The organism is Desulfurella multipotens, assembly GCF_900101285.1.
GTDB classification, from domain to species: domain Bacteria; phylum Campylobacterota_A; class Desulfurellia; order Desulfurellales; family Desulfurellaceae; genus Desulfurella; species Desulfurella acetivorans.
On sequence record NZ_FMYU01000006.1, the window covers coordinates 1 to 25,872 of the forward strand.

Sequence of the window (25,872 nt, forward strand, 5' to 3'; positions counted from 1 at the left end):
AGGAGGGATAGACTAAATCGAAAAGTGATATTTATCTTTTAGTGTTTTGTATATTGTTTCACCAATGTAGCCAGGATTTTCTATGATATGAACACCTGCTTCTTTTAAAGCATTGTACTTTGATTCAACAGTGCCTTTCTTTCCCATTATAATTGCACCTGCATGTCCCATTCTTCTGCCTTTTGGAGCGCTTGCGCCTGCAACAAAAGCAAATACAGGTTTTGTAACATGAGCTTTGATGTATTCTGCAGCTTTTTCTTCTGCATCACCACCTATCTCACCTACTATCATTATGGCTTCTGTTTCAGGATCTTGTTCAAATCTTTCAAGCCAGAAGATATAGTCTGTGCCTACTATAGGGTCACCTCCTATACCAAGGCATGTAGATTGGCCAAGACCTACTTTTGATATTTGATCTGCTGTCTCATATAGCAGTGTACCGCTTCTTGAGATTATACCTATTGAGCCTCTTTTAAAGATATGACCTGGCATTATACCTATTTTTGAAGCATCCGGTGTTATAATACCTGGACAGTTTGGACCTATAAGTATTATGCCTTCTTTTTCAATTACCCTTTTTACCTTTACCATATCAAGCACAGGTATACCTTCTGTTATACATACAATAATCTTTATACCACTGCCTACTGCTTCTAGTATTGCATCTGCTGCAAATGGAGGTGGAACAAATATGAGGCTTACGTTTGGGTTTGTTTTTTGAACAGCTTCTTCTACAGTGTTAAATACAGGTATACCATCCACATCACTGCCGCCTTTGCCTGGTGTTACACCACCTACTACCTTTGTCCCGTAATCCCTGCAGGCTAGGGCATGGTATCTACCTTCTTTGCCTGTAATGCCTTGTACTATTACCCTGCTTGTTTTATATACAGCTATAGCCATATTTATTTCTCCTTCTTATTGGTTTCTTTTGTTGTTTGGTTTTCTTCTTTTTTTGGTTTTGTTATTTGAGTTATCATATGAGCAGCTTCTTTTATGTCCTGGGCTACAGAAAATGCAAGGCCACTGTTTTTTAGCATTTCCATACCTTCTTCTTTATTCATACCGGTAAGCCTTACTACTATTGGGACTTTTACTTCTACTGTCTTTAGGGCTTGCAATATGCCATTTGCCACTTTATCGCATCGCACAATACCGCCAAATATATTTATGAATATAGCTTTTACTTTTGGGTCTCTGGTTATTATCTCAAAGCCTTTTGCTATGGTATCTGGTGTAGCTTCACCACCTACATCAAGAAAGTTTGCCGGGTTTCCACCTGCAAATTTGATAACATCCATTGTAGCCATAGCAAGACCTGCACCGTTTACCATACAGCCTATATCACCATCAAGCTTGATAAAGTTTAAACCAGCAAAACGTGCTTCAAGCTCATCTGGGTCATATTCAGTTAAATCTCTCATCTTTGCTATTTCTTTTCTTCTAAAGATTGCATTGTCATCTATTTCTATCTTTGCATCAAGGGCTACCAAGTGGTTTGTATCTGTTACTACAAGCGGGTTCATCTCTAAAAGCGAGCAGTCTTTATCCATAAACAGTTTGTACAGGTTACTTACGATTCTTGATATTTCTTTTTCCTGTTCAACAAGGTCAAGATCGTACTTTAATCTTCTTATCTGGTATGGCAAAAAGCCTACCGCTGGATCTATCGGTATTTTTATGATGTCTTCCGGGTAGAGCTCACTTACCTCTTCTATACTCATACCACCCCTTTTTGAAGCAATAACCACTGGTTTTCCTATGGTTCTATCTATAGTAATAGAAAAGTAGAGTTCCCTTTTAATGCTTGATACTTTCTCTACAAGTAGTTTTCTAACCTTTACACCCTGAGGTCCAGTCTGTGCTGTTACAAGCGTTTTGCCAAATAATTCCTGAGCAATGTCTCTGGCTTCATCTGCAGTTTTAGCAATCTTTACACCACCTGCTTTGCCCCTGCCACCGGTTAGAACCTGTGCTTTTAATACAACAGGAAAACCCAGCTCCATTGCAACCATCCATGCATCGTAGGGAAAATATGCTACCCTGCCTTCTGGTATTGGTACTTCGTATTGACTCATAAGCTCTTTTGCCTGGTACTCGTGAAGCTTCATTTAAACCTCCAAAAAAAGTTTCTAAAATTTATATACATTACTTTATCGTAAATGTCAATCATAATTTGTAAATTTTTTACAAATACTCCATACATATCAAGTATAATTTTATAAACTAAAATTTAAAAAAATCAAGAGTATTAATTAGTTTTTTTCAATACAGGCATAAGCGTTGTGGTTATGAATGCTTTCTAAGCTTTCCACTTCTACTTTATACCAATAAATGCGCTTATCTAATTTTAGATCTTTTACAATATTTCTTGCTATGTCTTCCACAAACATAGGATTATTGTATGCTTTTTCCGTAACAAATTTCTCATCTGGTCTTTTAAGCAAACAGTAAATATCGCTGCTTGCATTTGCTTCAACAATACTAATAATATCTTCTATCCAAACCATATCGGTAAATTTCACATAAACAGATACAAAAGCTCTTTGATTGTGTGCACCGTAGTCACTTATTTCTTTTGAACAAGGGCATAGCGAAGTTACGGGAACCTTAACAAAAAGAGTTAACTCATCCGCATCTCCACTAAATGCATACAAACCGCAAGTATAGCTCATTAAAGATTTAATTTTTGAAACGGGCGCTTGCTTTTCTATGAAATAGTCAAAATTTATTTCTAAATAAGCTTTTTGCGCATTTAGTTTAGTTTTCATTTGAGATAAAATATGGTGAATTTTTTTTATGTTTATTTCATTTTTATTTTCATTGATAATTTCTATAAATCGACTCATATGTGTGCCCTTGAACTTACTGGGTAATAATACGTACATATTAATATCGGCAATCGTGTGTTGCAGTCCATTTTTTTTATCAAGTAGCGTAATAGGATACTTTACGCCTTTTACACCAACTTTATTTATGTTAATATTTCGAAAATCCCTTTGGGATTGAACATCTTTTAAACTCACAAACTAAATTATAATCATTACAAAAAATAAATCAAATTACATAAAAACTTGCACAAATGTATATTTTCTGTTAAAAATGTATTTATGGAAAGTAAAATTAGAGTTGAAACGTCAAATATTAAAAATGAACTAAATAACATCATTGAAAATTATTCGATTAATCCTTCGCATATAGATTTTGATATAATAGATACAAAAATAATTCAAACTAAAGACGGAATTAAGCCCATATATACAGTAGATTTTATCCAAAAACAACCAGATCTACTATGCAAAATAATCGACATTGATATAAACGAATCAACTCCTGAAAAAGAAGCTTTTGTTAAAGTAGATTGTACCAGTTTAGATAAACCACTTGATGTTGATTTGGATTATATTATTCATGTTATCAAAAAAAAATTAGCTTTCTATGGTATCGTTTATGGTATAAAAGAAAACAATTTAGCTTTAACTGCAAAAGAAATTCAAAAGCGCTTAAACCCAAACTTCAAAAAATTTAAAGTATTAATAGCAATTGGCACGCCTCCTGTTGATGGCAAAGACTCGGAACTTAAAACCTTTTTCCAATTAAATACTGTAGGGCTAGTTGACGATAAAGGAAATATAAATTTCAAAGAAAGAAATTTTGCAATCGGCGTAGATGTTGGCACTGTAATTGCTCAGTATATCAAACCCACAAAAGGTATCGATGGATATGACATCTTTGGAAATATCTTAAAAGCTAAAGATGGTAAAGAAATTCAAAAAATAAATATCAGAATTAATACAGCGGATATTGATAAAGTAGAAGATGAAACAAGTATAAAGTTTATTTCCAAAAAAAAAGGTTCTCTGATTCAAAAAAATGGCATCTTCCATGTAGAAGAAAATGTAAAAGTAGACAGAGCCGACATAAAAACCGGAAATATTGACTTAAAAAATGTATCGGATATAAATATTGGCGTTACAAATGATATTGAAGAAGATATAGTTGGTGCTGGCATAAAAGTTACAGGCAAAAAGGTTGTAATAAACGGCAATGTAGGACCAAAAGCCTATATTGAAGCCCAAACTGTTGATATTAAAGGTAGTGTGCACAAAGAAGCTACAATAAAAGCTAAAACTGCACGAATAAAAAATTTAAATGGTACATTAATTGCTGAAGAGGCGTTTATTGAAAATGCAAATTATGCTAAGATAGAAATTCAAAATAAAGTAATAATTGAGAATTGCCTTGCATGTAATATAATTTCTCCTTCGGTTGAAATCAAAAAAGATATGTTAAGCTCAAATATTGTTACATCGTCGAAAGAAGTAATCTTAAACAATGTTATTGGAAACAATAATAAGATTTCAATAAAACCACTTGAAATTCCAGAAATCTCGGTTCAATACAAAGAATTGCTAATTAAAGAAAAAGTACTTTCAAATGAAATTAAAATGGCACAATCAACAATCGATATGCTAAAACAAAAACTTGATTCTAACTTAAGAAATTTTAGCGAATCTATAAAACTCATAAGACAGCTACAAGCAAAAGGCGCAAAAGTACCAACTGCTTTATTAAATTCAGTAAAAAACTTTAAAGAAATTGAAGATAGCTATAAAGAACAAAAAAACAAATTAGCTTCTCTTGAAGAACAACACAAAGTAATAATATATAAAATTAAAGAATTACAGAACAGCTACAAGTTAGCACATATAATTATAAAAGGTGAAATAGACGCAGAAAACCTTATAGAGTTTGATGATACGCTTTCAAGACGCTTGTTAAACAAACAAAGATCTATAAAAATTTATGTGCGAGAAATTGACGGCAAAGACCAAATTGTTATTGAGCCTTTGTTTTAATAGCCTCTATTGCTTTTGTTAGATAATTTATCACATCCGTAGGTAAAAGTGAAGCTTCTGAATAATCGCTCAAAGCTAAATCTGCACTTAAGCCGTGTAAATATACACCCAAGCAAGATGCATACAACGCATCATTGTTTTGAGCAACTAAGCTTGCAATAATACCGGAGAGGACATCTCCACTACCTCCGGTTGACAAACCTGGATTACCACTTGTATTAATAAATATGCTTTCGCCATCACTAATTAATGTATCAGCCATTTTTAGGATTAATATTACATTGTATTTTTTTGCAAATTCTTTTACAAGATTAAGTCTATTTTTTAGAACTTCCGATGTAGTTTTACCAACAAGCCTTGAAAATTCTTTGGGGTGAGGTGTCAAAATAACTGGAGCGCAAGCTTTTTGGAGCAAACCCACATCTTTAGACAAAACATTTAAACCATCTGCATCAATAACCATTGGTTTTTTTAGTTCAAGTAAACTTTCAAGCAAATCCAACCCATCATCAAAGACACCAAGCCCCATACCAAAACAAATTACATCTTTATCTTTTACAAAACAAACTATATCATCAAATGATTCCTTTGAAAAAAAGCCGTTATTATCTTTAACAGGATAACTCATAGCTTCAATACAAGAAGACTCAAATGCAGTATTTATACAATTTGGTACAACAGCACTCACAAGTCCAGCACCACTTCTTAGCGCCGCATTTGCAGCTAAAATTACAGCACCAGATTTTCCTATACTACCACCTACTATGGCTATATGACCGAAATTGCCTTTGTGTGAATTTTTAGGCCTATCTTCAATAACAAAATCATCTTTTACTAACGCGTTAAAAGTAGGCTTAAAATCATCAAGTAATTGCTTTGGTGTAGAAATATCAACCACCTCCAATTGTCCACAATAGAGTCTACCCGGATATAAAAATTGACCGGGTTTAGCTAGTGCAAATGTAGCCGTTAAATCTGCTTTTACTGCAATACCTAAACACTCTGCCGTATCTGCATTTATACCAGATGGTATATCAACAGACACAATAAAAGCATTAGATTTGTTGATCTTTTCAATTATCTCATAAAAAAGACCTTCAATTTTGCGTGATAAACCAATACCAAACAGACCATCAATAATAATTTGAGAGTGAGCCAAAAAAACCTCATTTATATCATCAATATGATTAATTATATTAATTGGCACATTCATAGAACATAATATATCATAGTTTATTTTAGGGCTTGGATTAAGATTATCGGGATTTGCCACAAGGTTAACCAAAACGTTAGCTCCCGCATTGTAAAGGTGTCTTGCTATAGCCATAGCATCTCCACCGTTATTGCCAAGACCAGCAAATACACTCACCCTTACACCTTCAATGTTGCCAAATTGTTTTTTTATAAGCTCAAAAGTGCCCCTTGAAGCATTTTCCATTAAAACAATGTCAGGAATTTTAAACTCATTGATGGATCTTGAATCTAATTCTTTCATTTCAAAAGAAGTGCTTAACTTCATAAATTCCCCCTTGTGGAACAAATTTTGCTATAAAACCTTATAGGAACATTTTTTGAGGTATGTTTGATGCAAAAGGCTATTTTGGATACTAAACTAAATGACATCATATTCCAGATTATAGATAAATTAGCTACAAAATCAACCTCCAAAGATTTAAAAAGTGATTTTAGCTCAATTTTACAAGAGTTGTTAAAAACAGACTACGAAGACCAAACAAACACATCTAAAGAAGATATTTTAAATACAATTGAAGAATTAATTGATAACCCCAAAAACACAAAAAAAAATATCGATTTATCAAAAAATGATATAATCGCTTTACTTTCACTAATCCAAAATAGCTTAAATAATAATTTTAAGAATATAGATATAAAAAATACAAACCCAACAAATTCTAATTACTCCTTACAAAAGCTAAATCAATCTATGATTGATACTGCATACACAATACAAACTGCTCAAGAAAATTCATCCCAAAAAAACTCTAAAGCAAATGAAAACCCTAAATCAAGCTCTCAATTAGAAAAAATTGTTATACAAACAAAAATAGCAGAAAAATTAGATACAAGCAATAGCAATATGAAAGATACAAAGTTTTTTAATGATGAATCCAATAAAACATTGCAAACTAAAATACACCAAACCTCAGCAGATCAAAAAGAAAACCCATCTCTTGAGCAAATTTTCATTACCCAAAAAAATTATGTAAATAAAAACCCTACAAAAGAAAATACACACAAATCAGCTGACACTAAAATCGATATTGAAACAAAAAATAATTATACAAATGAAGATCCTTCACTTATGCTAAAGATGAGTAAAGACAAACAAAATATAAGCTATAATCAACTACCTGATAAATCTAAATTAAACAGTGATACAAAAACCAATCAAAATCCTGTACAAAAAAATATTTTAGAAACTACCACTCAATTAAAACCAGACAACCATAGCGCTCAACAATCATTAGAAATTACCGAAAATAAACTTTTATCACCCAAAGACCAACCAAAAATTAATTATCTAAACAATACAAATAACATACAAATTAAAGATGATGTAAATTCTGCATCTCAAAACAAACCCAGCTATAAAAATCCTCAAAACCAGCAAAACCAAACCCAAGAACAACCGCAAACAAAATTTACAATAGATAATAAAATACTAAAAACTCTATTTACAATTCAAAACCAACCAAATATAAATCAAGAGTTGGAGTCTTTGCAAAAGCCCTTAATTGAAGAAAAAACCCTAAATCAGATTAAGCAAGAACCTATAATTAACAATCAAAGTTCATTTGGCTTATCAAACGCTTTAAGTCTTCAAAAAATGCAAGACACTCCAAATATTCCAAAACAAGCATATCCGATTAATCATATTATTGAAAAAATAATAGAGTTACAAAATTTGAGACCACCCGTCATAAAAACTATACAAATTCAACTGAATCCACCTTCTCTCGGTCACATTGATGTAAAAGTTTCCATTGATTCATCTAAAAATTTAAGTGCTAGCATTCATGTAGACAATCAAGAAGTTTTTAACTTAGTTAACAGCAATCTTGACACACTCAAAACTACAATTTTACAGCAGGGCATAAATGTTTCACAAATAAGCGTAACTTCCAGTAATTTAAGCCAGCAAAACTTTAATCAAAACCAAAATCAGCAAAATCAGACATTCTCCAGTTTTAACCAAAACTTTAATCAATCTGATAATAGCCAAAATTCTTTCAATCAAGCTTTTAGCCAGCAAAAACAACAAAATTATGTTTTTGAAAATAACACAAAACAAATAAAGCGCATATTTAGAAAAACTATTGCGCTTTTAGATATAAGTATATAAAGGAGGCAATTATGAGTATAGTATCATCGCCAACCACATTAACACCTGCATCAAGCGCATCACAGATAAACAATCCAAAAAATACTATAACACAGGATGGTTTTTTAAAATTGCTCATAGCCCAACTCAAGCATCAAGACCCAATGAATCCTCTCTCAAGTGACCAATTTATACAAGAAAATACTATGTTTTCTCAGCTTCAACAGCTTGTAAATATGAATCAAACACTTAGCAAGCTCTCAAACCAAAGTCAAACAAATGCCTATGCAGCATCACTTTTGGGTAAAAATATTCTTACAAACACTACAACCATAACAATAAACGGTACATCAATAACGCCTGCAGCCTACACCTTATCTCAAAACGCAGCAGATGTAAAAGCCACCATTATAAATGCAAGTGGCAATAGTGTAGCCACAATTGACTTAGGACCACAAAATGCAGGTACAAACACTTTTCAATTTAATGGCAAAAACGAAAACGGTAATTACCTATCAAACGGAACCTACACTGTAGCATTTACTGCTACAGACTCAAATGGCAATATCATACCGGTAAACCAAAGCGCAGGCACAGTAACGAGTATATCGTTTGGTCCAGATGGTCCAGTGTTACACACAAATTTGGGCAAAAGCATCAGTATAAACAACGTAACTGGCGTATCAACATAACACAAAGGGGCAATTTATGGATAGTGGTTTTTGGACATCTCAAAATGCTTTACTTGGCAATCAATTTGCCGTAGATACCGTTTCAAATAATATAGCAAATATAAACACTGTAGGCTTTAAATCAAGCACTACAAACTTTGAAGATGTACTATATCAGACAATTTCTGGGGGCTCTGCTAGCACAAATCCAATACAAGTAGGACTTGGAGCCCAAATTGCATCAAATAGCTTAAATTTTTCACAAGGCTCAATTCAGCCAACAAACATAGCAACAAACCTTGCAATAAATGGAAACGGATTTTTTATACTACAACACGGACCTGCATCCAATCCCAACTATTATTTTACAAGGGCAGGTAATTTTTCTTTTGATGGATCAGGCAATCTTGTTGATCCAAACGGTAATTTTGTTGTTGGTTGGCTATCAAGCCCCAGCTCAACTGGTACAGGTTTTAGCTTAAACACAAACCCTCAAACAGGTGTTCCAACATCTGCAGTTTCACCTATCAATATATCGGGTTTTCAAAAAGTGCCGGCTACAGCTTCTACTTATATAAAAATGCAGGCAAACTTAGATTCATCAAATACTGTAAATGAATACTCTCCAGCAAGTGACACTTCTGTTAATTTCAATGTATTGTTTGACTCAAATGGTGATTCGCTAAATATACAAGATGGTGACAGCTTTCAAATCAGCTATGACGGTGGCAAAACCTGGCACACATACGAGTATTTATCGCCAAATTCAACAACCACACCTCTTTCTGGCGCAGCAACTTTTACTAGTATAGCTGATTTATTAAACAAAATGCAAAATGACTTGCCTCAAGGCGCAACACTTAGTTTTACAAATGGCCAGTTTGTTATATCAAACCCACAAAGCGCAACTTCTAACATAAATATTCAAGTAAGACCTACAAACCAGGATCCAAGTTTTACAGACGCTCCAGACAATCAAAAACTTGACACAGTTATGCAGGCTCTAAATCAGATTATCCCTCCAGGTCAAAGTGCTTCTACACAAACCTTTAATGTTGCCACACACACTATAAACGCCTTTTTTTACGATTCTACAGGTCAAAAACATAATCTAAATATAACTTTTACGAAAATTGCACCAAATCAATGGTCCTGGCAGGCAACTTTGCCAAACAATGACGGCAGCGTGCAAAATGGTTCTGGTATAATTAATTTTGATTCAAATGGCGGTCTTGCTACAAATACACAATCACCCACAATTACCATAACCTCGCTTACAAACGGTGCACCAAATGTTAATTTACTATTAAATTTCTGGAATACAAATAATGGTACATACCAAGGTAATCAATTTACAGGCATAACGCAGTTTGCACTAAACTCAAACACAACATTTTTAACTCAAGATGGATCACCATCTGGCGTTCTTCAAAGTGTTTACTTTAACAATAATGGCGATCTTATAGGATCATACACAAATGGCAACTCCTATACATTAGCAAAAGTAGCCATTGCAAATTTTACAAATCCGCAAGGATTATCTCAAATAGGCTCAAACCTTTATCAAATTACAGCAAATACAGATACGCCCCAAAATATTGCTTCAAAAGCTTACATTGGCGTAGCAGGGCAGGGTCCACGAGGTACAATTGTACCATCAAGCTTAGAGCAAAGCAATGTGGATTTAGGCACTCAGCTTACAAATATGATTGTTTATGAGCGTTCATTTCAGGCAAACTCAAAAAGCATACAAACAATAGACCAGATGATACAAACAGCTATCCAATTAAAACAGTAAAGGAGGTAAACTAATATGATGCGATCACTTTGGAGCGGTGTTTCCGGCTTGCAGGCAAACCAGGAATTTATGGATGTTGTAGGAAACAACATTGCAAATGTCAATACTGTAGGTTTTAAAGCAAGCCTTATAAACTTCAGCGATGTGCTAAGTCAAACTCTAAGTGGAGCCAGTGCGCCGCAAGGCAACTTAGGAGGCATGAACCCAAAACAGATTGGACTTGGTACACAAATTGCAAACATTAATAAAAACTTCTCTCAAGGCAGCCTTCAAACTACAAATATTACAACAAACCTGGCTATACAGGGAAACGGTTTTTTTATTGTATCAGGCGATGGTGGAAACACTTACGAATACACACGCGCCGGAAATTTTAACTTTGATGCAAACGGAAACCTCGTTGATCCATTAGGCAACATTGTTCAAGGCTGGATGGCAAACAATACAACCCACACAATAAATACAGCTTCAAGCATCAAAAGCATTAATATACCTCAAAATATGACTGTGCCAGCTGGTGTTACCAAAAATATTTCAATAGCAGGCAACCTCAACGGGGGCGATACTATAACAGAAATGAGTCCAGCAATCGGGACAGATAATATGAATGTTTTGTTTAATTCAAATGGCAATGCCATAGGTATAGGCCAAACTACTCAAACAGCTCAACTGGACACAAATGGAACCAATGATTTAGGTGCTACAAACACTACACCAGATTATAACATAAACGGACAGCCAATAGCACTGGCAAGTGGTGCTACTGTTAGTATGAGTATAAATGGCACAACAAACACATTCACTTATGGGACAGATTTTACTACTCTGGATGGTTTGGCAAATGCAATAAGTAATAAGTTTGGTGTTTCCGCTTCTGTTTCAAATGGCGAATTAGTAATAAAAAATACAGGAACTAATCCAATTACTATATCTAACATCGCTACAACAGGCGATACTGGTGGAGTTTTGGCTGGCATCTTGCAAAATCTGCAAGGTGGTCCAGGAAACTCAGCCACAATTCCTGCAGGAGGCAATCGTACGAGCCTACCAGTCTTTTCAAAGCCAGGCGATGCGGTAGCTTTAAGCTATGATGGCGGGGCAAATTACAACACATATATTTATAATTATTCTTCTTCTAATGCAGGCAATGGTAACGGTGGCGATTTTTCCACTCTAGCTGGATTAGTAGCTAATATCAATAAAGATTTAACAAACTCACCGTGGGGTTCCAATTCAACAGCTTCAATTAACCAAGATGGTCAAATTGTTATTACAAATAACTCTGGCTCATCCCAAACAATTGGTGCGGTATATTCTAATAATATAACTTTAGGTACAATTTTGGGCACACTTTCTGGCACAACAGCACCGAGTGCGATATGTGCAAGCCAGCCATTTGAAGCAGACATTCACAATACATCAATTGACGTATATGATTCCCTTGGCAATAAACATACGCTTACTTTTAATTTTAGAAAAGTTTCATATGATCCTACAACCCAGCAATCCACATGGATCTGGACAGCAAGTGCTCCAGCACCAGCAAACATTTTAAACTCCAGTGGAACATTAAAATTTAACTCAAATGGTCAGTTAACATACGAATCAAGCCCTCTTGCAATCACTGTAAATTGGAACAACGGCACATCAAGTCAGGTAATAAATTTAAATTACGGTTCGATTGGTACATTTAACGGACTTACACAATTTTCTCTGCCATCTCAAACAACCTCTCAAACCCAAGACGGTTTTCCAAGTGGCAGCCTACAGAGTATTCTTGTAAACCAGGATGGCGTAATAGAAGGATTATTTTCAAACGGCAAAAGCTACCCATTGGCTCAAATCGCAATTGCTACTTTTAATAATGACAACGGCCTTATGTCAAAAGGCGGTTCTTTGTTTGCAGCTACTGCAAACTCAGGAACACCAGTCATATCTACCGCTGGGACTCAAGGCGCCGGCACTATTGCACCAAGTACACTTGAAGAAAGCAATGTTGACTTAGGTACAGAGTTTACAAATATGATTATAGCTGAGCGTGCCTATCAGGCAAACACAAGAATTATAAGCACATCAGACCAAATGCTCCAAACCCTCCTTAATATCCAATAGTTTAAGCCCTTTTTGGGCTTAAACTTACTTTAAATAATCGCTTTTTTTAAGCTTAAAATCATCTTCAAGGATTTTTTTAAATCTATTTAGAGGCAGTCCCACCACATTATAGTAATCTCCAACAATTTTTTCTATATAAAGCGCTGCATAACCCTGGATAGCATAAGCTCCAGCTTTATCTAATACATTTTCTTTGCTTGTCAAAAAATCAATATCGTTTTTCTCTAGCTTTGCAAACTTAACAAAAGTTTTTTCAAAGTAAGCTTTTATTAAATCTTTATATTTTATTGCAATTGCGCTAATTACTGAATGCCAGCTACCACTTAAATCATAAAGCATGGATTTAGCTTCTTCGATGTTTTTTGGTTTTTCAAAAATTTTATCTTTGAAAACTACTATAGTATCAAAGGCAACCACTAAACCATCTATATGCAAACACTCAATTTTACTTATGGCTTTTTGTACAGCTAAATCTTGTTTACTGTTTATAATTAGTTTTTCTTTGCAAGGCTTAACCAGTTTATAATCAAAGCCAAACTGTTCAAGCAACTCAATGCGTCTTGGCGATGTTGTAGCTACATAAACCATTTTTAATATAATTTTTTTTAAAAAAATAACTTCTAGCATTCTACAATTTCTATTGCATTTATCAAGTTTTTTCTTCTTGTCATTTTCAAGTTCGCCCTTTTTTGCCATTCTGAAGCGTAAGTTAAGAATCCTCTACATAAAATAGGTAAAAAACTCCTCATACACTTAAGGTGCACTTCAAGAATAACAAACGAGAATATCCTTTTGAAGTAAAAGCTTAAAATCTAAAAAAAACAAAAAATTATGCTTTTTTTAATAAAAAATTGAATCAATTTTTTATAAAATTTATTGACAAAATATTAAAAAAATACATAATGAGATAAAAAAGGGGTACAAAATGGATCTTGCTGTAGTTTTGCTTAGCGATCAATCAATACCAAATGCACTTTTTCTAAAAGATTTTTATGATAAATGGGATAAAATTTTATTTATAGAAACGCAAAAAACACAAGAAAAAAACTATAGTAAATCCATACTCAGCATATTAAATAAAAAAGAAAATGATAGCATAGTAGTAGACCAAAACGATTTAAATGACATTCAAGGAAAACTTGAAGAATACTTTTCAAAAAACTCTTTTGACAACATTTTGGTAAATATAACAGGCGGCACCAAAATTATGGCTTTAGGTGCTTACGATTTTTTTAAAAACTCAAATTTAAATTCTACAATTTATTATAAGTCTATTGATAAAAATTTTTATCTTATTTTGTACCCTCAAGCAGGTCAAATTCCTAGTACCTGCAAATTATCCATTCGTGAATATATGAGCGCTGTTGGCACCAAAATCAAAAGCACTCAAAAACAGGATAGTAAAAAATCAAATATTGCAAAAAAACTCTTTCAAGCTTTTGAATCTGATTATGAAACAGTATTAGATATTACACAAAAATTTAGAGTATATCGTGATAATGAAAACGCAAGAAAAAAAATTTTAGAAGAAGATGAAGCCAAAAAAGCCATAAAAGATTTAAAAAACTACTGCGGTATAACGCAAGAAGAATTAGACCAATTTGATTTTAGAAGTAAAGAAACAATCGATTTTTTTACGGGTGGCTGGTTTGAATATTATGTTTTTGACCAAATAAAAACATTACCAGTTGATGATATAAGCTGTAATATCAAAATAGAAAATGACAGAGATGTATCAAACGAGCTTGATGTAGTTTTTATTATAAACAATGATTTGCATATAATAGAATGTAAAACCGGCGAAGTAAAAGATTATATTGGAGATGTAATTTACAAATCGGGACAATTAAGGCAAAATTTTGGTTTAAGTGCAAAATCGCACCTTGTTATTTTAAACCCTCCTTCCAGCGAAATAAGTCAAGAAAAAAAACAACGTGCAAATTCTATTGGCATAAACTTAATTGACTACAAATCATTAAAACAAAAAAACCTTAGTGAGATTTTTAGAGAAAAGTTAAAATTATAAATGATGGGGAATTTTAATTTTACCATTATCACAATTAAACATGAGGGTATAGATAAAGACTATGAGTTTTACGGTTCTTACTATAGGGGTATGCTGGGTAGAAATTTAAAAAAGCGTTTTTGTATACTTAAAAATACAACTTGCGAGGTTTGCCCGCTTGTAGATAAGTGTTTGTATATGCTTTCTTTTGAAAAATACAAAGATACATTGTTTTTACCCTATGTTATAAATAAATCCACAAAAAATGAACTTAGAATAACGCTTCTTGGGACTTTTTCCAAATTTTCAAAAATGTATTTAGAGGCTTTTACAAGAGACCTTAAAGTAAAGCAATCAGGTTTTTACAATCCCTTTTTAAATATAATCCAGGAAGAAGAGTTTATATTAAATTCTAATCAATTTAAAAATATTGAAAACAAAAGCAATTTTACCTTGAATATTGAATTTGGAAGATTTAAAAGAGACTCTAAAATTTTAAATTGTCAGGAAATTGATTTTGATGATATTGTTAAAGCTATAGAGCGTAGAATTTACCTAACAAACAAATTTTACGGTAAAACTCAAGACGAAATATACATTCATTCAGAGTTTAAAGCAACAAAAATCGATTGCACCTTTCATAATATAGCAAGGTACTCCAATCGAAAGAAAAAACTTATGAGCATCCCCTGTACAAACTTAAAATTTCACATAGAAAACTCAAAAGATCTCTACAGATACATTTATCTGGCAAGCATATTAAATATAGGCACAAACGCTTCTATGGGATTTGGACAGGTACATGTACATTAGCGAACAGTTGATTAAAAAATTTTTAGATAATGAACTCAAAGATCATACACTATGGATAGCTCGTGCAAGTGAAGTAGAAAAAAAGCTTTCGATGGATTTAGGCTCTCATGATTTGCAAACAAAAAGAAGGCCTTTTGTTATACTAAAAACAAAAGATAAGACAAATATTACTTGCGTAGCGTTTTTTTCTTCAAAGCAATTTTATAAAAATCAGATAAGCTTTTCAATATCAGGAAACTGCGAAAAAAAGTGCAGATTTCATTTTTTTGATATATCTTATGTTTACAGGCTAAAAAATAAAGAAGTTTTTCCCATAAGCAAAGATATTTTTGATTTCAAACTTGTTGAATACTGCGGAATTTGCAATAATATAGATTATTTATGCGCGAAATTAAAAAAGCAGGTTGAAAATTGCAAATAGAGAATATTTTAGAAGAATTTTTAAATGGTAATATTAAAAATTTTGAACAACTTGTAAACGAACTTTCTTTGTATATAGCTAAAGTTTTTTATAAAACTGGGTTGTTTAGCGAAATTAACGAGTTAAAAAGTGAAATTACAATTTTCCTTTACCAGAAAAAAGAGTCATTTTTAAAATATAATCAAAATTTAAGATGGCTAATTGTAAAAACCTCTGCTATAAATTATTTTAAAGATATATTAAAACAAAAAAAAATTCAACTTATAGAAACTGAAGAAAAAGATTTATTAGAAATTTTAGATAATAAACCAAAACAACACACTCAATATGAGTATATTGAAAAAATTGAAGCTTTAGATAAACTAAAAACTTTTCAAAAATTGCTTTCGGATAAAGAAAACTTGATTCTTTTAGATATTTTAGGATGTATCAAATATGTATATACTTCAAAGCAAGCAGAATACAAAGCAAAAGAAAGGCTTAAAAAAAAGCTAAAAGATATAATTATTAATTTAAATCTTGATTACGAAACAAAAGACTTAATATTTGATCTACTTTGCGCTAAGTCTAAAAACGCCCAAAAAATCGTTAATAAAGCAGAAGGTAAAATATAATGGGTATATTAGATGATTTACTAAAAGTATATAAAAAATCAAAAATAAAAATAAAAACAAAACAAAATACTAACAAAAAAGAGTTACATTTTGGTGACATCATTGAGATATATGAACCAGAATTTGCCATTGCAGTTTACATTGAAGATAATACTACTATCCTAATGTCAAATTTCTGGGAGTTTGCAACAAACTCGGATATGTTTGTAGATGTTAGTCATCCAATCGCTGATAAATGGATAATTGAGCTTGACAAAAGGATTTTCCTTGATAATGCAAAATACTCTTACTATAGTAAACTTAATGAAAACGATATTAATCTTCTCAAAAAAGCTTTAGATGGTGAAGACTTACCGCCTTCTAAAACAGGTCCAAAAGTCCCATTTAATCCAAAAGATGCAAGGTACAAATTTAAATTTGAAGAGTTAAAAAAAACATTAAAGTTTAATAAAAATCTTTTTTTTGAAAAAGATACTAATGTAATACATTTTAATTTTAGCAAAGATTTGTTTGAAAAAGAGAAAAAAGCCGCTTTTGACGAAAAAAAGCTATTTGAAAAAAACGGAGTAAATATTTTAATAAATCCCAAAAACATCATTATCGATACAACAGACAAAAACATAGGAAAATTTGCAAAAATATACATAAAATCAAAAGGGGAAGAAATTGTACTATTTGAAGGCAAAATAGAAGCCCCTACATTTGAAATTATATCAAAAACACCAATAAAAAGCCCATATGCAATAGAACAAATGCTACAGATCGAAATATATGACGATAAACCTTGATTATTTAGATAATCTAAATCCAAAACGATTAGAAATACTCAAAGAACAAATAAAAAACTCACATGATATAGAAACTCTCCGCAACATACCAGAAAATTATCGCTCAATTTACTATTGCGCTCAAAAAAGGCTTTTTGAGCTGGAAAATATTGCTTTTAAAGAAACAGAATTTGTAGCTATAGGTAACAGCAAAAATAAATTAATCAAAATTATTGTATTTAAAGCCAAAAATCCAAATAATCACTATACAAAAAAAATAAAAGAACTTTTAAAATTTGACTTTGATGCAATTTTTAACGATGAAAACTTTGATGGAGGCTCTTACAATTTGGCAATGTATGTCGCAGCTTATGCATTAATGCATAATAAAAATATTAAAGAAAACTATTGCTTTAGTGGTATTATCGATGAATCGTTAAAGATAAAAACGCCTGGTTTACAAGAAAAACAAAAATACGCAAACTCTAAAAATAAAATTTTAATAGGAGAAAACTTAAATTTACACGAAATCTTAAACCAGGTATTTATGCCAGATCGGAAGCTAATTTTGGCAAGAAATGAGCAATTAAGTGTCCCTGGCTTTAAAGTCTTAAATGTTGGCAATTTGCCTAAGATTGATTGGACTTCAACTATAAAGCAAGCAGCCAAATTTATTGAACCATTTGATGAAGTTGCATTCAATTGTCCGGCAAGTTTTGCATTTGGTATAGGTGCTTATCTTGGCAGCATTTATCCATACAAAGTTTTGCATTTTCAATCAGGTCAGTATTTGCAAGCTCTAGATACAGACCGCGAACTAAAAACAATAGATTATAATTTTAGTGAATTAGTTATAAACACGCTTGAATCTGCACCAAAAGAATTAAATATACTGCTTCATTTTGCAAGCCATGAACCTACAGCACCAACAAATAAGCCTACTATAAAAATTGAAGCAAAAGTAAAAGGCAACATACCAATTGAAAATTACAAAGAAACAACACGCCAAATTAACAATGCAATAAACTATCTAAAAAGACAGTATCAATTCAAAAAAGTTAATTTGGTGCTTTCCATGCCTGTGGCTATGGCTTTTGCTTTGGGTTGTGCAATAGGTAAATTCTTAAATGCAAGTGTTTATCACTATTTTTTTGACAGTGGAAGTTACTTTAAAGTATTTAATTTAAGTGACTTGAGCTAATTACCTCGCCAAGCACCCAACCCATTGGCTTATTGTTTATATACCAAAAGGTTGTTTGAGAATCTTCAATCTTTATTTCTTTGCGACCTATTTCAGGATCAAAAGCATTAACCTTTATCTTTCTTAAGCCTGCAATTGATTTTGACAAAGCCCCTGCGTGTTTACCTATTTTTAATATAAAATCACTTTCTTTAGTTTTATCAAAAGTAAATTTAGTCTTTGTTCGTTTATATTCTAAATTTAAAACTTTATCAACGTAGTTTGCCCTTATCCATTTTGCTAAAAGATTACCATCAAAATCTTGCAGCGAATTCTTTTTTGGTGAGCCTGATTTTGTTATGTTAGCTATATTATCCAGAATTTTTCCCAATTCAATAAAAAATTGTTCTTTAAAGGTAATTGTTCCTTCAAAAGTGCTCCCTGGCATTGCGCATTCCAAAAGCGCAGGTATATTATTTTCTTTAGTAGAGCTTTTATTTATCGGAAAGCAAATTTGCAAACTCGCTTCGCTTGGCAAAAAATCTGAAACCAAAACATGCTTTAGTATATCATTTTTTGCATCATTTAGTTTAAAAGTAGTGGTTAAAAGTGTTTCTAACAATTTACCTTTATCGTTATGCTTATTCAAATCTGAGTTTCTTTCAATCAAGCTTTCAAGCAATTTATTTCTTCGTTCACTGTCATTACTTTTGTCTTCTTTATTAGAAAGCTTCCTAAAAATAACTTCAATAATTGCACTTCTTAGCGCGCCTTTAATACTTGATCCTGGTATATAGATTGTATCATTAAACGGATTTCTTATAAATTTATCAATAGGGGCTCTGCCAATTTCGTTTGGGGATTTCGCTACATATTCCAGAGCTTTTTCATCAAGTTTTAAAGAATACTTATATAAACCTTTTGACTGTTCTCTTATAAAATCTATTAAGCCGATACTTTCAGGCGTAAAGTTTTTAATTCTTCCTAAAAAATCATCATACAAGGTTTTATTTGAGTTGATTTTTTGAATAAATCTGTCATGATCTATAACATGCAGCTCGTTTTTATCTATTGTATAGTCTGTTGGGTCATAAGAGTTGCCATCTCCAATGTGTATGGGTGTTAACACTTTTAGTTTTATATTAAAAGTTTTACTTTTCATTATTCCTCCACATCCACAAATAACGGTAGTAGATATGCACCATGCTTATGGTTTTTATACTTAGAAACAGATAAGCTTTTGCCAAATATAGGCTTAAAATTTTTAATCTTAAAAGTAGATCCAGACTTAAACATTATTACAGGGTTTTTAAATGGATTTGGCAAACCATACCCTCCATGCTTTCCAAATTTGACAAAGGTTTTACCAAAAAGCACCTCGCAATCATCACAGGTTACGCCACTGGATAAACTAATAAATGTTTTTGTTTGCTTTTCTTTAAGCAAATCGGGGTTTTCTATTAAATTTGTAATTTTAAATCTGCCTTTTCCAATTGATTTGTCTTTACCAAAACCGCTTTGACCAATATAGTCAAAAACCTTTGTAATGCAATCTTTATCAATAAGCTCACTATCATATTTTACATAAATATCAATTCTTGCATCTTTGTCAAAAAAAACTTCTTCTGTTTGATATAAACCGTTTTCCAAAGTAGTATTTGTTATTCTATCAATGCTGTTTCTCAAAATAACCTGGCGTTCAAAATAGGATTTTTTGTCAAAATTCACAGATTTTATTAATTTTATTAATTTAACTGCGTCAAGCACATCTACATCTTTTAAGGCGCTGGCTTTAATAAACTCTAACTTTTTAAAGCGTTTAATGTCTGCATAATCACTAAAATTATCAATTGAGATAGGTTTTAATACTGGCATTGGTATGTGATTTTCTAAAAAGCCATCAGAAAAAACTGCAAAAGGTTTTTCTTGATTAATCAGGCTTTCTAGCTTTTCTACACCATAAATGTAGCTATAATACCAACAAAATTGGCCAAATATTGTATCGCTTTGTAAGGCACTTGCAAGAGGGCTTGTAAATTTCAATGTAAGCTTAAGAGACTGCACTTTTATCTCTCTCCCTTAAATTCCCATTTTTTGAACGAATCATTATTTATTTTTATATCATCAAATCTTTTATTGCTTCCTTCAATTGTAACATCTTTAAAACTTATTCTTCCATAACCTCTTGAAGTAGAACCGCCCAGCGCATCATACTCAAGTAGCTTCATGCCCAAAAGTAAAAGTTCAAGGTTTTCTTCGTCTTGTTTATCAAAAACCTTATAAGTTACTTCAAAATCAAATTTTGCTCCTGCAGAAACTCTTTCTGTACTTCTTGGGCCAGCACCCGCAGCTGTGCCGCTTATTCTATCAATTGTCACTTCAGTTTTAATTTCTGTGTAGCCTATTTCTTCAAGTTTTTTATTATTTTCTTCACTAAGCTGGCAATCAGAAAAACTCGCCCTTGTAGAGCCACCTTTGTAAACTTTATATTTTCCACTATTACTTCCATTACCAAAAATTCTTGCAATTGGATCATCGTCTTTTGTTGTTGCAAAAGGATTTGAATCTCCCGCTCTACCTGTAGCCCACTCAAGAAGCGTTCTTATTTTACCTTTTATGGAAGAACCAGGTATGTATGGTTTTTTTGTTACTGGATCTTTTATAACAGCGTTATCCACACCGCCTATATGAATACTGTCATTACCTGCACCTATGTGCAAACCGGTTTTTAACTCAATTTTTCCAGTAATTTTTACTATTTTTTCAAGTTTCATTGTGCATTACTCCTTTTATTATTGTTCTTTGTATTTCTTTGTATAGGCAAGTACCGCTTCAAATAGATCGCAAAAAACCTCAAATTCTTTTACCTTAGTAATATTTTCTATATTCATTTTAATAAAACTTTCGAAAGATTCATCTACATTTACATTCTTTCTGTTTTTAAAATAAACAACTTTTGGTATCAACATTTTTAGGTATGGCAAAATTTCAACAAATTTTTTCTCTTTATCATTTGCGCTGTCTAATTTTAATCTTAACCTTAAAACTTCATCATAAAACTTTCTAATAATTCGAATTCCTTTTATTTTGCCTTCTTTACTAAAACTTTCTGTAATTTTATTAGCTGTTACAGAAAACAAATCATCTTTAACAATATCGCTATTTGGTTTAAAATAATCTTTCGGCGTTATATTATGACTAGGATTTTTTTGTTCACTGTTGTCTTTTTCATAAGAATTTTCTCTTTCATTCATTTTAACTCCTCCCTTTTCTGTTTTCATAAATATATTTGCTCAAAGGCACTAAAAAATCACCTTTATAGTCTTCAAAATATTTAACCATTAAAGATAAAAACTTTTCTATTACAGGATTTCGTTCTTCTTTGCTTTTTTGTTTAGCTACGTTTCTATAAATATTGTAAATCAAAAGAGGCTTCCATAACAAGTCTCTTTTTTTATTTGATTCTATCATTTTCAAATAAGTAAATAAATTATACTTAAACCCTTCTGAAACATCAGCTTCTCTAAAAATGTCATCTAAGTTTATTTCCATTAATTTATTGAATTGATCCCACTTCATAGTACGCTCAAATAATGTTATGGCATTTTTACCATTGTCTTTTTTGCTTTTTTCGAGAATTTCTTCGGCTTGCCTTGCCATCTGGTAAACGGGCACTTTGTCTTTTGCAAAATATATACCGCACGACAAGTGAAAGTCTTCATTTTTTGTGTATTGTCTTAAATGTTCGTTTATTTTTTTCGCTAATTCGATAATCTGGTTGAAAGGTCCAATAAGAAACAGGTCATCGCCGCCACTAAAAACGGTATAAATTGATCTAAAATTTGTTTTAATTTCATTTTGAAGCCAGCCTGTAAAAAAGAAATCAAGCATTCTGGATAAACTAACAGTTTTTGAAATACTTACATTTTCACCAAAACCACGTGCAAAAATCAAACCTAGATTATCTACATCAGCTTTTAATACACCTAAAAAATCGCTCCCTTTATCATTTTTTATTGCATCTTTTGCAATTGCAGAAAAAGGTTTTATGTCGCCTTCCTTTAAACCCTGTACATCATCTAAATCTTTATATTTATCTATCTCATCTTGTGTTAAGCGTGGCACATAAGCTGCTATTTTACTTTTTGCAAGACCTCTAAATTCGTCTTCTAAGCCTATTTCAAAAGCAAGCAAAGCATTTTTTAAATTTTCAGCTTTATTTTCAAAAACCAAATGGTAATTAGAAAAAATTGGAATGCTTGAGCTTGTTTCATTTGTCGTAATAGCAAAAAACTTGTTTTTAACTAAATTCTCACCAATTTTTTTCATTCTATAACACACTTCACAAATGGGTGTGTCTTCTGTATCTAAGTTTGCTGGATGGTTGCCACAGATTCTACAAATGCCACCTTCTTTTATTGAATCCAAATAATCCTCAAATACAAAGTTTTTGATAACTGGCTTTAGCTTTTTTTCTTCTAATTTTTTAACAAGTTCTTCATAACGTTGGCTAAATTTGCTCTTTTTGTCATTTTTATCAATTAAAAAATCAGAACCGCAAAGCTCTATGTGGGCAATTGCAAATCGTGTTTGACCATAATTTAGCTTTAAAAACTCATTGTTAACTTCGTCTGTTATTTCATTAATTGTATTTTTCAAATCTTTTGCATTGTGCGATAAAATCGTAAATTTACCACCAGCATTCATAACAACCGAAGCTTTAGTTAAACCAAGCTTTTTACAAATTTTATAAGCTACAAGTTCTGTAGATAGCGATACAAAAAATGACCTTGCTCTTAAAATTTTAGCTGCAAACTTATTTGATTCTCCTTGTTTGGAAAATATAAAATTCTGTATACCAGAAAAATCTCCTTGAATAAGCGCAAAGGCTGATGTGGTATCATCTGGTTGCAAAATCTTACCTGATTGCTCAAAATACTTGTATAATGCTGCAGCAAAAGCGGCACTTACCCTCAAGTGATCATAAAGAGAAATATCAGCTTTAACCTCAAAAGATGAAGAAGGCACACACCAGGCATATTTTTCAAGCAAATAATTTAAACCGTCATAAAAAATATCAAAATTTTCTATACCTTTTAATTTTTGCAAATCTGCCTTTAAGCCATTGAAGAGCACTTCGTAATCTTTTGGCGTATTTTCAGATTTTAACTGCGGCTCTATATCAAACGATAATGGCTTTAGTGAAAATGTGTAATCGTTTTTTTGGTTATTGTTAATTGAAACGGAAGAAAAAATGGAAATCAACTGTTCTTTTATGTAATCGCTTTTTTCTTTCTGCGGTGTTCTTTCAAAACCGCTTGCCAAGTGATCTGCATATTTGATTAATTTGCAAAAAGGTTCATCAATATCTTTGTGGTGATAAGAGGCTATATTAACCAAATTTGTCTTTTCATTTTCGGACTCTATTTTAAACTCTTTAACAAACCAATCTAAAAATTCTGCTGTATAGGCAGCGTGTTTGTAAGAGTAATGTCCATCTTTTTCTGGTGCGTACTCTTCTAAATTATATTTGTTTTCAATTGGTATTTCTGCCCTTTGAGAAATTTTGCCTATATCATGAAGTAATGCAGCTAAACTAATTAATTCTACAGGCTCTAAATTCACTTTTAGACTCCTTTTTAACTATTATTGACATAGTATACAAAATCTACATTTGTAATGTCAAACAAAAAAATCAAAAATAACAGAATTTTCATAATTACCTATCCTTTGGATATTTTTTAGGTTGTTTTTATCTAATTGATATATGTAAATTTTATCTGCTGGTTTTTTAATTTTGCGCCCAAGCAATCCTATAAATTTGTTAAACTGTGAGTTCTTTACTTCTACTTCAAATACAGAATATTGGGTTCTAATACCATATTCGAATAAAAATCGTGCTATTTTGTACCTATTTTTAGAGTCTGTTATATCATAGATTACAACGTAGTTTTTTGTCATAGCACATAATCCTTGTTTAAATCTTCTGCTTTTCCAAGTTTAACGCTAAAAGCGCTCGAATTGGGCTCAAGTGGATATGTATAAATCACATCCTCTTTTAAATCAATAAACTTACTTAATTCTTCTAAAAGTTTACCTATCATGTAATCACTCATTTCTACCTCAAAGCAAGACAACTGAATATTCAAACCTTTCTTTTTAATATAGCCAAAAACTTTTTTCCATCTTTTTGGACTTTTTATGTCATAAGTTATTAGAAATTTCATAAATTTTTTCCTTGAGATTTAAGATAAATTTTGCCGTATGCTCAATATATTCTCCATGTATAACCTTTTCGCTAAAAAGTTTAACATAAGATTTAAGTGCTTTTTCTTTCAAAAAACAGCCGTTTTCGCTCAGTACAAAATCGCTTTGATCAAAAAAAGCATTTTTGAAATTTTCAAAAACAAACAAAGTTAGCCATGGTCTTGAAATCTCTATCAAATCAGAACACAAACTAGCATGTTTACCCCTTTTTGTATGAAAAAAACTTAAATATGGGTCAAATCCATAAGACATACTAATAGGTATAAGAAGGCTATAATACATTGTGTATGTTAAAGATAAAACTGCGTTAACAGGGTCTTTTGGTGGTTTATAATTTCTTTCGTTAAACTCGAAGTTTTCTGGGAGTAGGTTTTCTCTCATAAACTGAAACAATGTTGAATTCAAAGACCCATCAATACCAAGCGCTTCTTGTAAATTTTTCACACTTGCATTGGATATCAAACTTTTAATATAAATGCTTCTATTGTATGCTGACTCATTAAGACCCAGTATATAACCCACGCTTTTTGCTTTTTCTTTTAATAGAAAATTTACTAGATGAATTTTTGATTGCTGTGAGAGCATAATTTTGTATTGGGCCAGTCTTAGAGAATAATCACTGCCAATATGCTCAGGTATAATTGCCGTAATAAGCTTGCCAAATTGATTTAACAAAAACACGCACTTACCAAATGTATTTAAAAATTTAATTGTAGGTGTTGTGATGTTAATACCACCTAACAAAAAAACATGTTCGATAGAACCAATTGGAAATTTAAATTGACCATTTTCATTATATACACATATGTTATTATCTTTTCGTGAAACTATACTTTTTGGTGTAGCAACAAACAATAAGCCCTTCATTTTGTTACCCTCAATTATATAAACGAAAAATTTTCTGATTTTAGACAACAACGCAATAACCAAAATTCAAATTAATCACCCGATTAATCCTTGTACATAACATTTTTATTACATGATTTTTTTACTTGACAAATTAAAAAGATTATTGTATTAGT

24 protein-coding genes are annotated in these 25,872 nt (G+C 31.8%); 11 read left to right on the forward strand and 13 right to left on the reverse strand.

Going from position 1 to position 25,872, the window contains the following annotated elements; genetic code table 11:
• Positions 1 to 12 precede the first annotated feature (12 nt).
• The 3 genes from sucD to folE2 all read right to left on the reverse strand — a co-directional run bounded on the left by sucD (position 13) and on the right by folE2 (position 3,026).
• Positions 13 to 903, reverse strand: a complete 891-nt coding sequence (sucD, locus tag BLQ93_RS04445) for a succinate--CoA ligase subunit alpha (protein WP_092128248.1) — start codon at positions 901 to 903, stop codon at positions 13 to 15.
• 2 nt (positions 904 to 905) lie between these two features.
• On the reverse strand, positions 906 to 2,111 hold the full coding sequence (gene sucC, locus BLQ93_RS04450) for an ADP-forming succinate--CoA ligase subunit beta (RefSeq protein WP_025391830.1): 1,206 nt from the start codon (positions 2,109 to 2,111) through the stop codon (positions 906 to 908).
• A 144-nt stretch (positions 2,112 to 2,255) separates the two neighbouring features.
• Positions 2,256 to 3,026, reverse strand: a complete 771-nt coding sequence (gene folE2 / locus BLQ93_RS04455; protein WP_025391829.1) for a GTP cyclohydrolase FolE2 — start codon at positions 3,024 to 3,026, stop codon at positions 2,256 to 2,258.
• Positions 3,027 to 3,110: 84 nt separating this feature from the next.
• On the opposite strand from folE2, the gene BLQ93_RS04460 reads away from it, so the two are divergent.
• Positions 3,111 to 4,859: a FapA family protein gene (locus BLQ93_RS04460; protein ID WP_092128467.1), complete on the forward strand. Its 1,749-nt coding sequence runs from the start codon at positions 3,111 to 3,113 to the stop codon at positions 4,857 to 4,859.
• On the opposite strand, the gene BLQ93_RS04465 is transcribed toward BLQ93_RS04460, so the two are convergent.
• The gene (locus BLQ93_RS04465; RefSeq protein WP_092128469.1) at positions 4,840 to 6,378 is read right to left on the reverse strand and encodes an NAD(P)H-hydrate dehydratase; all 1,539 of its coding nucleotides are present in this window, start codon (positions 6,376 to 6,378) and stop codon (positions 4,840 to 4,842) included. The genes BLQ93_RS04460 and BLQ93_RS04465 overlap by 20 nt on opposite strands.
• Positions 6,379 to 6,444: 66 nt before the next feature.
• On the opposite strand from BLQ93_RS04465, the gene BLQ93_RS04470 reads away from it, so the two are divergent.
• Genes BLQ93_RS04470 through BLQ93_RS04485 form a run of 4 tightly spaced genes read left to right on the forward strand, consistent with a single transcriptional unit; the run spans position 6,445 to position 12,783 of the window.
• Entirely contained in the window at positions 6,445 to 8,223 is a 1,779-nt protein-coding gene (locus BLQ93_RS04470) for a flagellar hook-length control protein FliK (protein ID WP_092128471.1), read from the forward strand.
• An 11-nt stretch (positions 8,224 to 8,234) separates the two neighbouring features.
• Complete coding sequence (locus tag BLQ93_RS04475; protein ID WP_092128473.1) at positions 8,235 to 8,894, forward strand: flagellar hook assembly protein FlgD; 660 nt, start codon at positions 8,235 to 8,237, stop codon at positions 8,892 to 8,894.
• Between the two features lie 16 nt (positions 8,895 to 8,910).
• Entirely contained in the window at positions 8,911 to 10,671 is a 1,761-nt protein-coding gene (locus BLQ93_RS04480; RefSeq protein WP_092128475.1) for a flagellar hook protein FlgE, read from the forward strand.
• A gap of 15 nt (positions 10,672 to 10,686) precedes the next feature.
• Positions 10,687 to 12,783, forward strand: a complete 2,097-nt coding sequence (locus tag BLQ93_RS04485) for a flagellar hook-basal body complex protein (protein ID WP_092128477.1) — start codon at positions 10,687 to 10,689, stop codon at positions 12,781 to 12,783.
• 24 nt (positions 12,784 to 12,807) lie between these two features.
• On the opposite strand, the gene BLQ93_RS04490 is transcribed toward BLQ93_RS04485, so the two are convergent.
• Positions 12,808 to 13,479, reverse strand: coding sequence for a nucleoside triphosphate pyrophosphatase (locus BLQ93_RS04490; RefSeq protein ID WP_092128479.1), 672 nt, complete (start codon positions 13,477 to 13,479; stop codon positions 12,808 to 12,810).
• Positions 13,480 to 13,708: 229 nt separating this feature from the next.
• Here BLQ93_RS04490 and BLQ93_RS04495 point away from each other — a divergent pair, with 229 nt between their 5' ends.
• Genes BLQ93_RS04495 through BLQ93_RS04520 form a run of 6 tightly spaced genes read left to right on the forward strand, consistent with a single transcriptional unit; the run spans position 13,709 to position 18,604 of the window.
• A complete protein-coding gene (locus BLQ93_RS04495) occupies positions 13,709 to 14,809 on the forward strand; it encodes a Card1-like endonuclease domain-containing protein (protein WP_092128481.1) in 1,101 nt (366 codons plus the stop codon).
• Entirely contained in the window at positions 14,810 to 15,601 is a 792-nt protein-coding gene (locus BLQ93_RS04500) for a hypothetical protein (RefSeq protein WP_092128483.1), read from the forward strand.
• On the forward strand, positions 15,591 to 16,022 hold the full coding sequence (locus tag BLQ93_RS04505; RefSeq protein ID WP_092128485.1) for a hypothetical protein: 432 nt from the start codon (positions 15,591 to 15,593) through the stop codon (positions 16,020 to 16,022). The genes BLQ93_RS04500 and BLQ93_RS04505 overlap by 11 nt, the downstream gene beginning before the upstream one ends.
• Positions 16,013 to 16,636: a hypothetical protein gene (locus tag BLQ93_RS04510; RefSeq protein ID WP_092128487.1), complete on the forward strand. Its 624-nt coding sequence runs from the start codon at positions 16,013 to 16,015 to the stop codon at positions 16,634 to 16,636. The genes BLQ93_RS04505 and BLQ93_RS04510 overlap by 10 nt, the downstream gene beginning before the upstream one ends.
• Positions 16,636 to 17,424: a hypothetical protein gene (locus BLQ93_RS04515; RefSeq protein WP_092128489.1), complete on the forward strand. Its 789-nt coding sequence runs from the start codon at positions 16,636 to 16,638 to the stop codon at positions 17,422 to 17,424. The genes BLQ93_RS04510 and BLQ93_RS04515 overlap by 1 nt, the downstream gene beginning before the upstream one ends.
• Positions 17,408 to 18,604: an SAVED domain-containing protein gene (locus tag BLQ93_RS04520; protein ID WP_092128490.1), complete on the forward strand. Its 1,197-nt coding sequence runs from the start codon at positions 17,408 to 17,410 to the stop codon at positions 18,602 to 18,604. The genes BLQ93_RS04515 and BLQ93_RS04520 overlap by 17 nt, the downstream gene beginning before the upstream one ends.
• Here the strand turns inward: BLQ93_RS04520 and csm5 are convergent.
• The 8 genes from csm5 to cas1 are packed head-to-tail and all read right to left on the reverse strand — an operon-like array spanning position 18,582 to position 25,717.
• Positions 18,582 to 19,745 carry a type III-A CRISPR-associated RAMP protein Csm5 gene (csm5, locus tag BLQ93_RS04525; RefSeq protein ID WP_092128492.1) on the reverse strand — a complete coding sequence of 388 codons (1,164 nt, stop codon included), beginning with the start codon at positions 19,743 to 19,745 and terminating at the stop codon, positions 18,582 to 18,584. The two genes, BLQ93_RS04520 and csm5, sit on opposite strands and share 23 nt — an antisense overlap.
• Positions 19,745 to 20,647, reverse strand: coding sequence for a type III-A CRISPR-associated RAMP protein Csm4 (csm4, locus tag BLQ93_RS04530; RefSeq protein ID WP_092128494.1), 903 nt, complete (start codon positions 20,645 to 20,647; stop codon positions 19,745 to 19,747). The genes csm5 and csm4 overlap by 1 nt, the downstream gene beginning before the upstream one ends.
• Positions 20,648 to 20,649: 2 nt before the next feature.
• Positions 20,650 to 21,357, reverse strand: a complete 708-nt coding sequence (gene csm3 / locus BLQ93_RS04535; protein ID WP_092128495.1) for a type III-A CRISPR-associated RAMP protein Csm3 — start codon at positions 21,355 to 21,357, stop codon at positions 20,650 to 20,652.
• 18 nt (positions 21,358 to 21,375) lie between these two features.
• A complete protein-coding gene (gene csm2, locus BLQ93_RS04540) occupies positions 21,376 to 21,837 on the reverse strand; it encodes a type III-A CRISPR-associated protein Csm2 (RefSeq protein WP_159427491.1) in 462 nt (153 codons plus the stop codon).
• Position 21,838: 1 nt separating this feature from the next.
• Positions 21,839 to 24,208 (reverse strand): type III-A CRISPR-associated protein Cas10/Csm1, encoded by a 2,370-nt coding sequence (cas10, locus tag BLQ93_RS04545; protein ID WP_092128499.1) that lies wholly within the window; start codon positions 24,206 to 24,208, stop codon positions 21,839 to 21,841.
• Between the two features lie 57 nt (positions 24,209 to 24,265).
• Entirely contained in the window at positions 24,266 to 24,544 is a 279-nt protein-coding gene (cas2, locus tag BLQ93_RS04550; protein ID WP_092128500.1) for a CRISPR-associated endonuclease Cas2, read from the reverse strand.
• Positions 24,541 to 24,810, reverse strand: a complete 270-nt coding sequence (gene cas2 / locus BLQ93_RS04555) for a CRISPR-associated endonuclease Cas2 (protein WP_092128502.1) — start codon at positions 24,808 to 24,810, stop codon at positions 24,541 to 24,543. The genes cas2 (BLQ93_RS04550) and cas2 (BLQ93_RS04555) overlap by 4 nt, the downstream gene beginning before the upstream one ends.
• Entirely contained in the window at positions 24,788 to 25,717 is a 930-nt protein-coding gene (gene cas1 / locus BLQ93_RS04560; RefSeq protein WP_092128504.1) for a CRISPR-associated endonuclease Cas1, read from the reverse strand. The genes cas2 (BLQ93_RS04555) and cas1 overlap by 23 nt, the downstream gene beginning before the upstream one ends.
• Positions 25,718 to 25,872 lie beyond the last annotated feature (155 nt).

What these genes read in the sequence shown, in the direction of transcription:
- BLQ93_RS04500 (WP_092128483.1), top strand. Translation starts at nt 14,810, where the DNA reads ATGATGGGGAATTTTAATTTTACCATTATCACAATTAAACATGAGGGT.
- BLQ93_RS04515 (WP_092128489.1), top strand. Translation starts at nt 16,636, where the DNA reads ATGGGTATATTAGATGATTTACTAAAAGTATATAAAAAATCAAAAATA.
- sucC (WP_025391830.1), bottom strand. Translation starts at nt 2,111, where the DNA reads ATGAAGCTTCACGAGTACCAGGCAAAAGAGCTTATGAGTCAATACGAA.
- cas2 (WP_092128500.1), bottom strand. Translation starts at nt 24,544, where the DNA reads ATGACAAAAAACTACGTTGTAATCTATGATATAACAGACTCTAAAAAT.
- BLQ93_RS04495 (WP_092128481.1), top strand. Translation starts at nt 13,709, where the DNA reads ATGGATCTTGCTGTAGTTTTGCTTAGCGATCAATCAATACCAAATGCA.
- csm5 (WP_092128492.1), bottom strand. Translation starts at nt 19,745, where the DNA reads ATGAAAAGTAAAACTTTTAATATAAAACTAAAAGTGTTAACACCCATA.
- BLQ93_RS04465 (WP_092128469.1), bottom strand. Translation starts at nt 6,378, where the DNA reads ATGAAGTTAAGCACTTCTTTTGAAATGAAAGAATTAGATTCAAGATCC.
- cas2 (WP_092128502.1), bottom strand. Translation starts at nt 24,810, where the DNA reads ATGAAATTTCTAATAACTTATGACATAAAAAGTCCAAAAAGATGGAAA.
- BLQ93_RS04470 (WP_092128471.1), top strand. Translation starts at nt 6,445, where the DNA reads ATGCAAAAGGCTATTTTGGATACTAAACTAAATGACATCATATTCCAG.
- BLQ93_RS04480 (WP_092128475.1), top strand. Translation starts at nt 8,911, where the DNA reads ATGGATAGTGGTTTTTGGACATCTCAAAATGCTTTACTTGGCAATCAA.
- BLQ93_RS04475 (WP_092128473.1), top strand. Translation starts at nt 8,235, where the DNA reads ATGAGTATAGTATCATCGCCAACCACATTAACACCTGCATCAAGCGCA.
- csm2 (WP_159427491.1), bottom strand. Translation starts at nt 21,837, where the DNA reads ATGAATGAAAGAGAAAATTCTTATGAAAAAGACAACAGTGAACAAAAA.
- BLQ93_RS04460 (WP_092128467.1), top strand. Translation starts at nt 3,111, where the DNA reads ATGGAAAGTAAAATTAGAGTTGAAACGTCAAATATTAAAAATGAACTA.
- BLQ93_RS04505 (WP_092128485.1), top strand. Translation starts at nt 15,591, where the DNA reads ATGTACATTAGCGAACAGTTGATTAAAAAATTTTTAGATAATGAACTC.
- BLQ93_RS04490 (WP_092128479.1), bottom strand. Translation starts at nt 13,479, where the DNA reads ATGGCAAAAAAGGGCGAACTTGAAAATGACAAGAAGAAAAAACTTGAT.
- csm3 (WP_092128495.1), bottom strand. Translation starts at nt 21,357, where the DNA reads ATGAAACTTGAAAAAATAGTAAAAATTACTGGAAAAATTGAGTTAAAA.
- cas1 (WP_092128504.1), bottom strand. Translation starts at nt 25,717, where the DNA reads ATGAAGGGCTTATTGTTTGTTGCTACACCAAAAAGTATAGTTTCACGA.
- BLQ93_RS04520 (WP_092128490.1), top strand. Translation starts at nt 17,408, where the DNA reads ATGACGATAAACCTTGATTATTTAGATAATCTAAATCCAAAACGATTA.
- sucD (WP_092128248.1), bottom strand. Translation starts at nt 903, where the DNA reads ATGGCTATAGCTGTATATAAAACAAGCAGGGTAATAGTACAAGGCATT.
- BLQ93_RS04485 (WP_092128477.1), top strand. Translation starts at nt 10,687, where the DNA reads ATGATGCGATCACTTTGGAGCGGTGTTTCCGGCTTGCAGGCAAACCAG.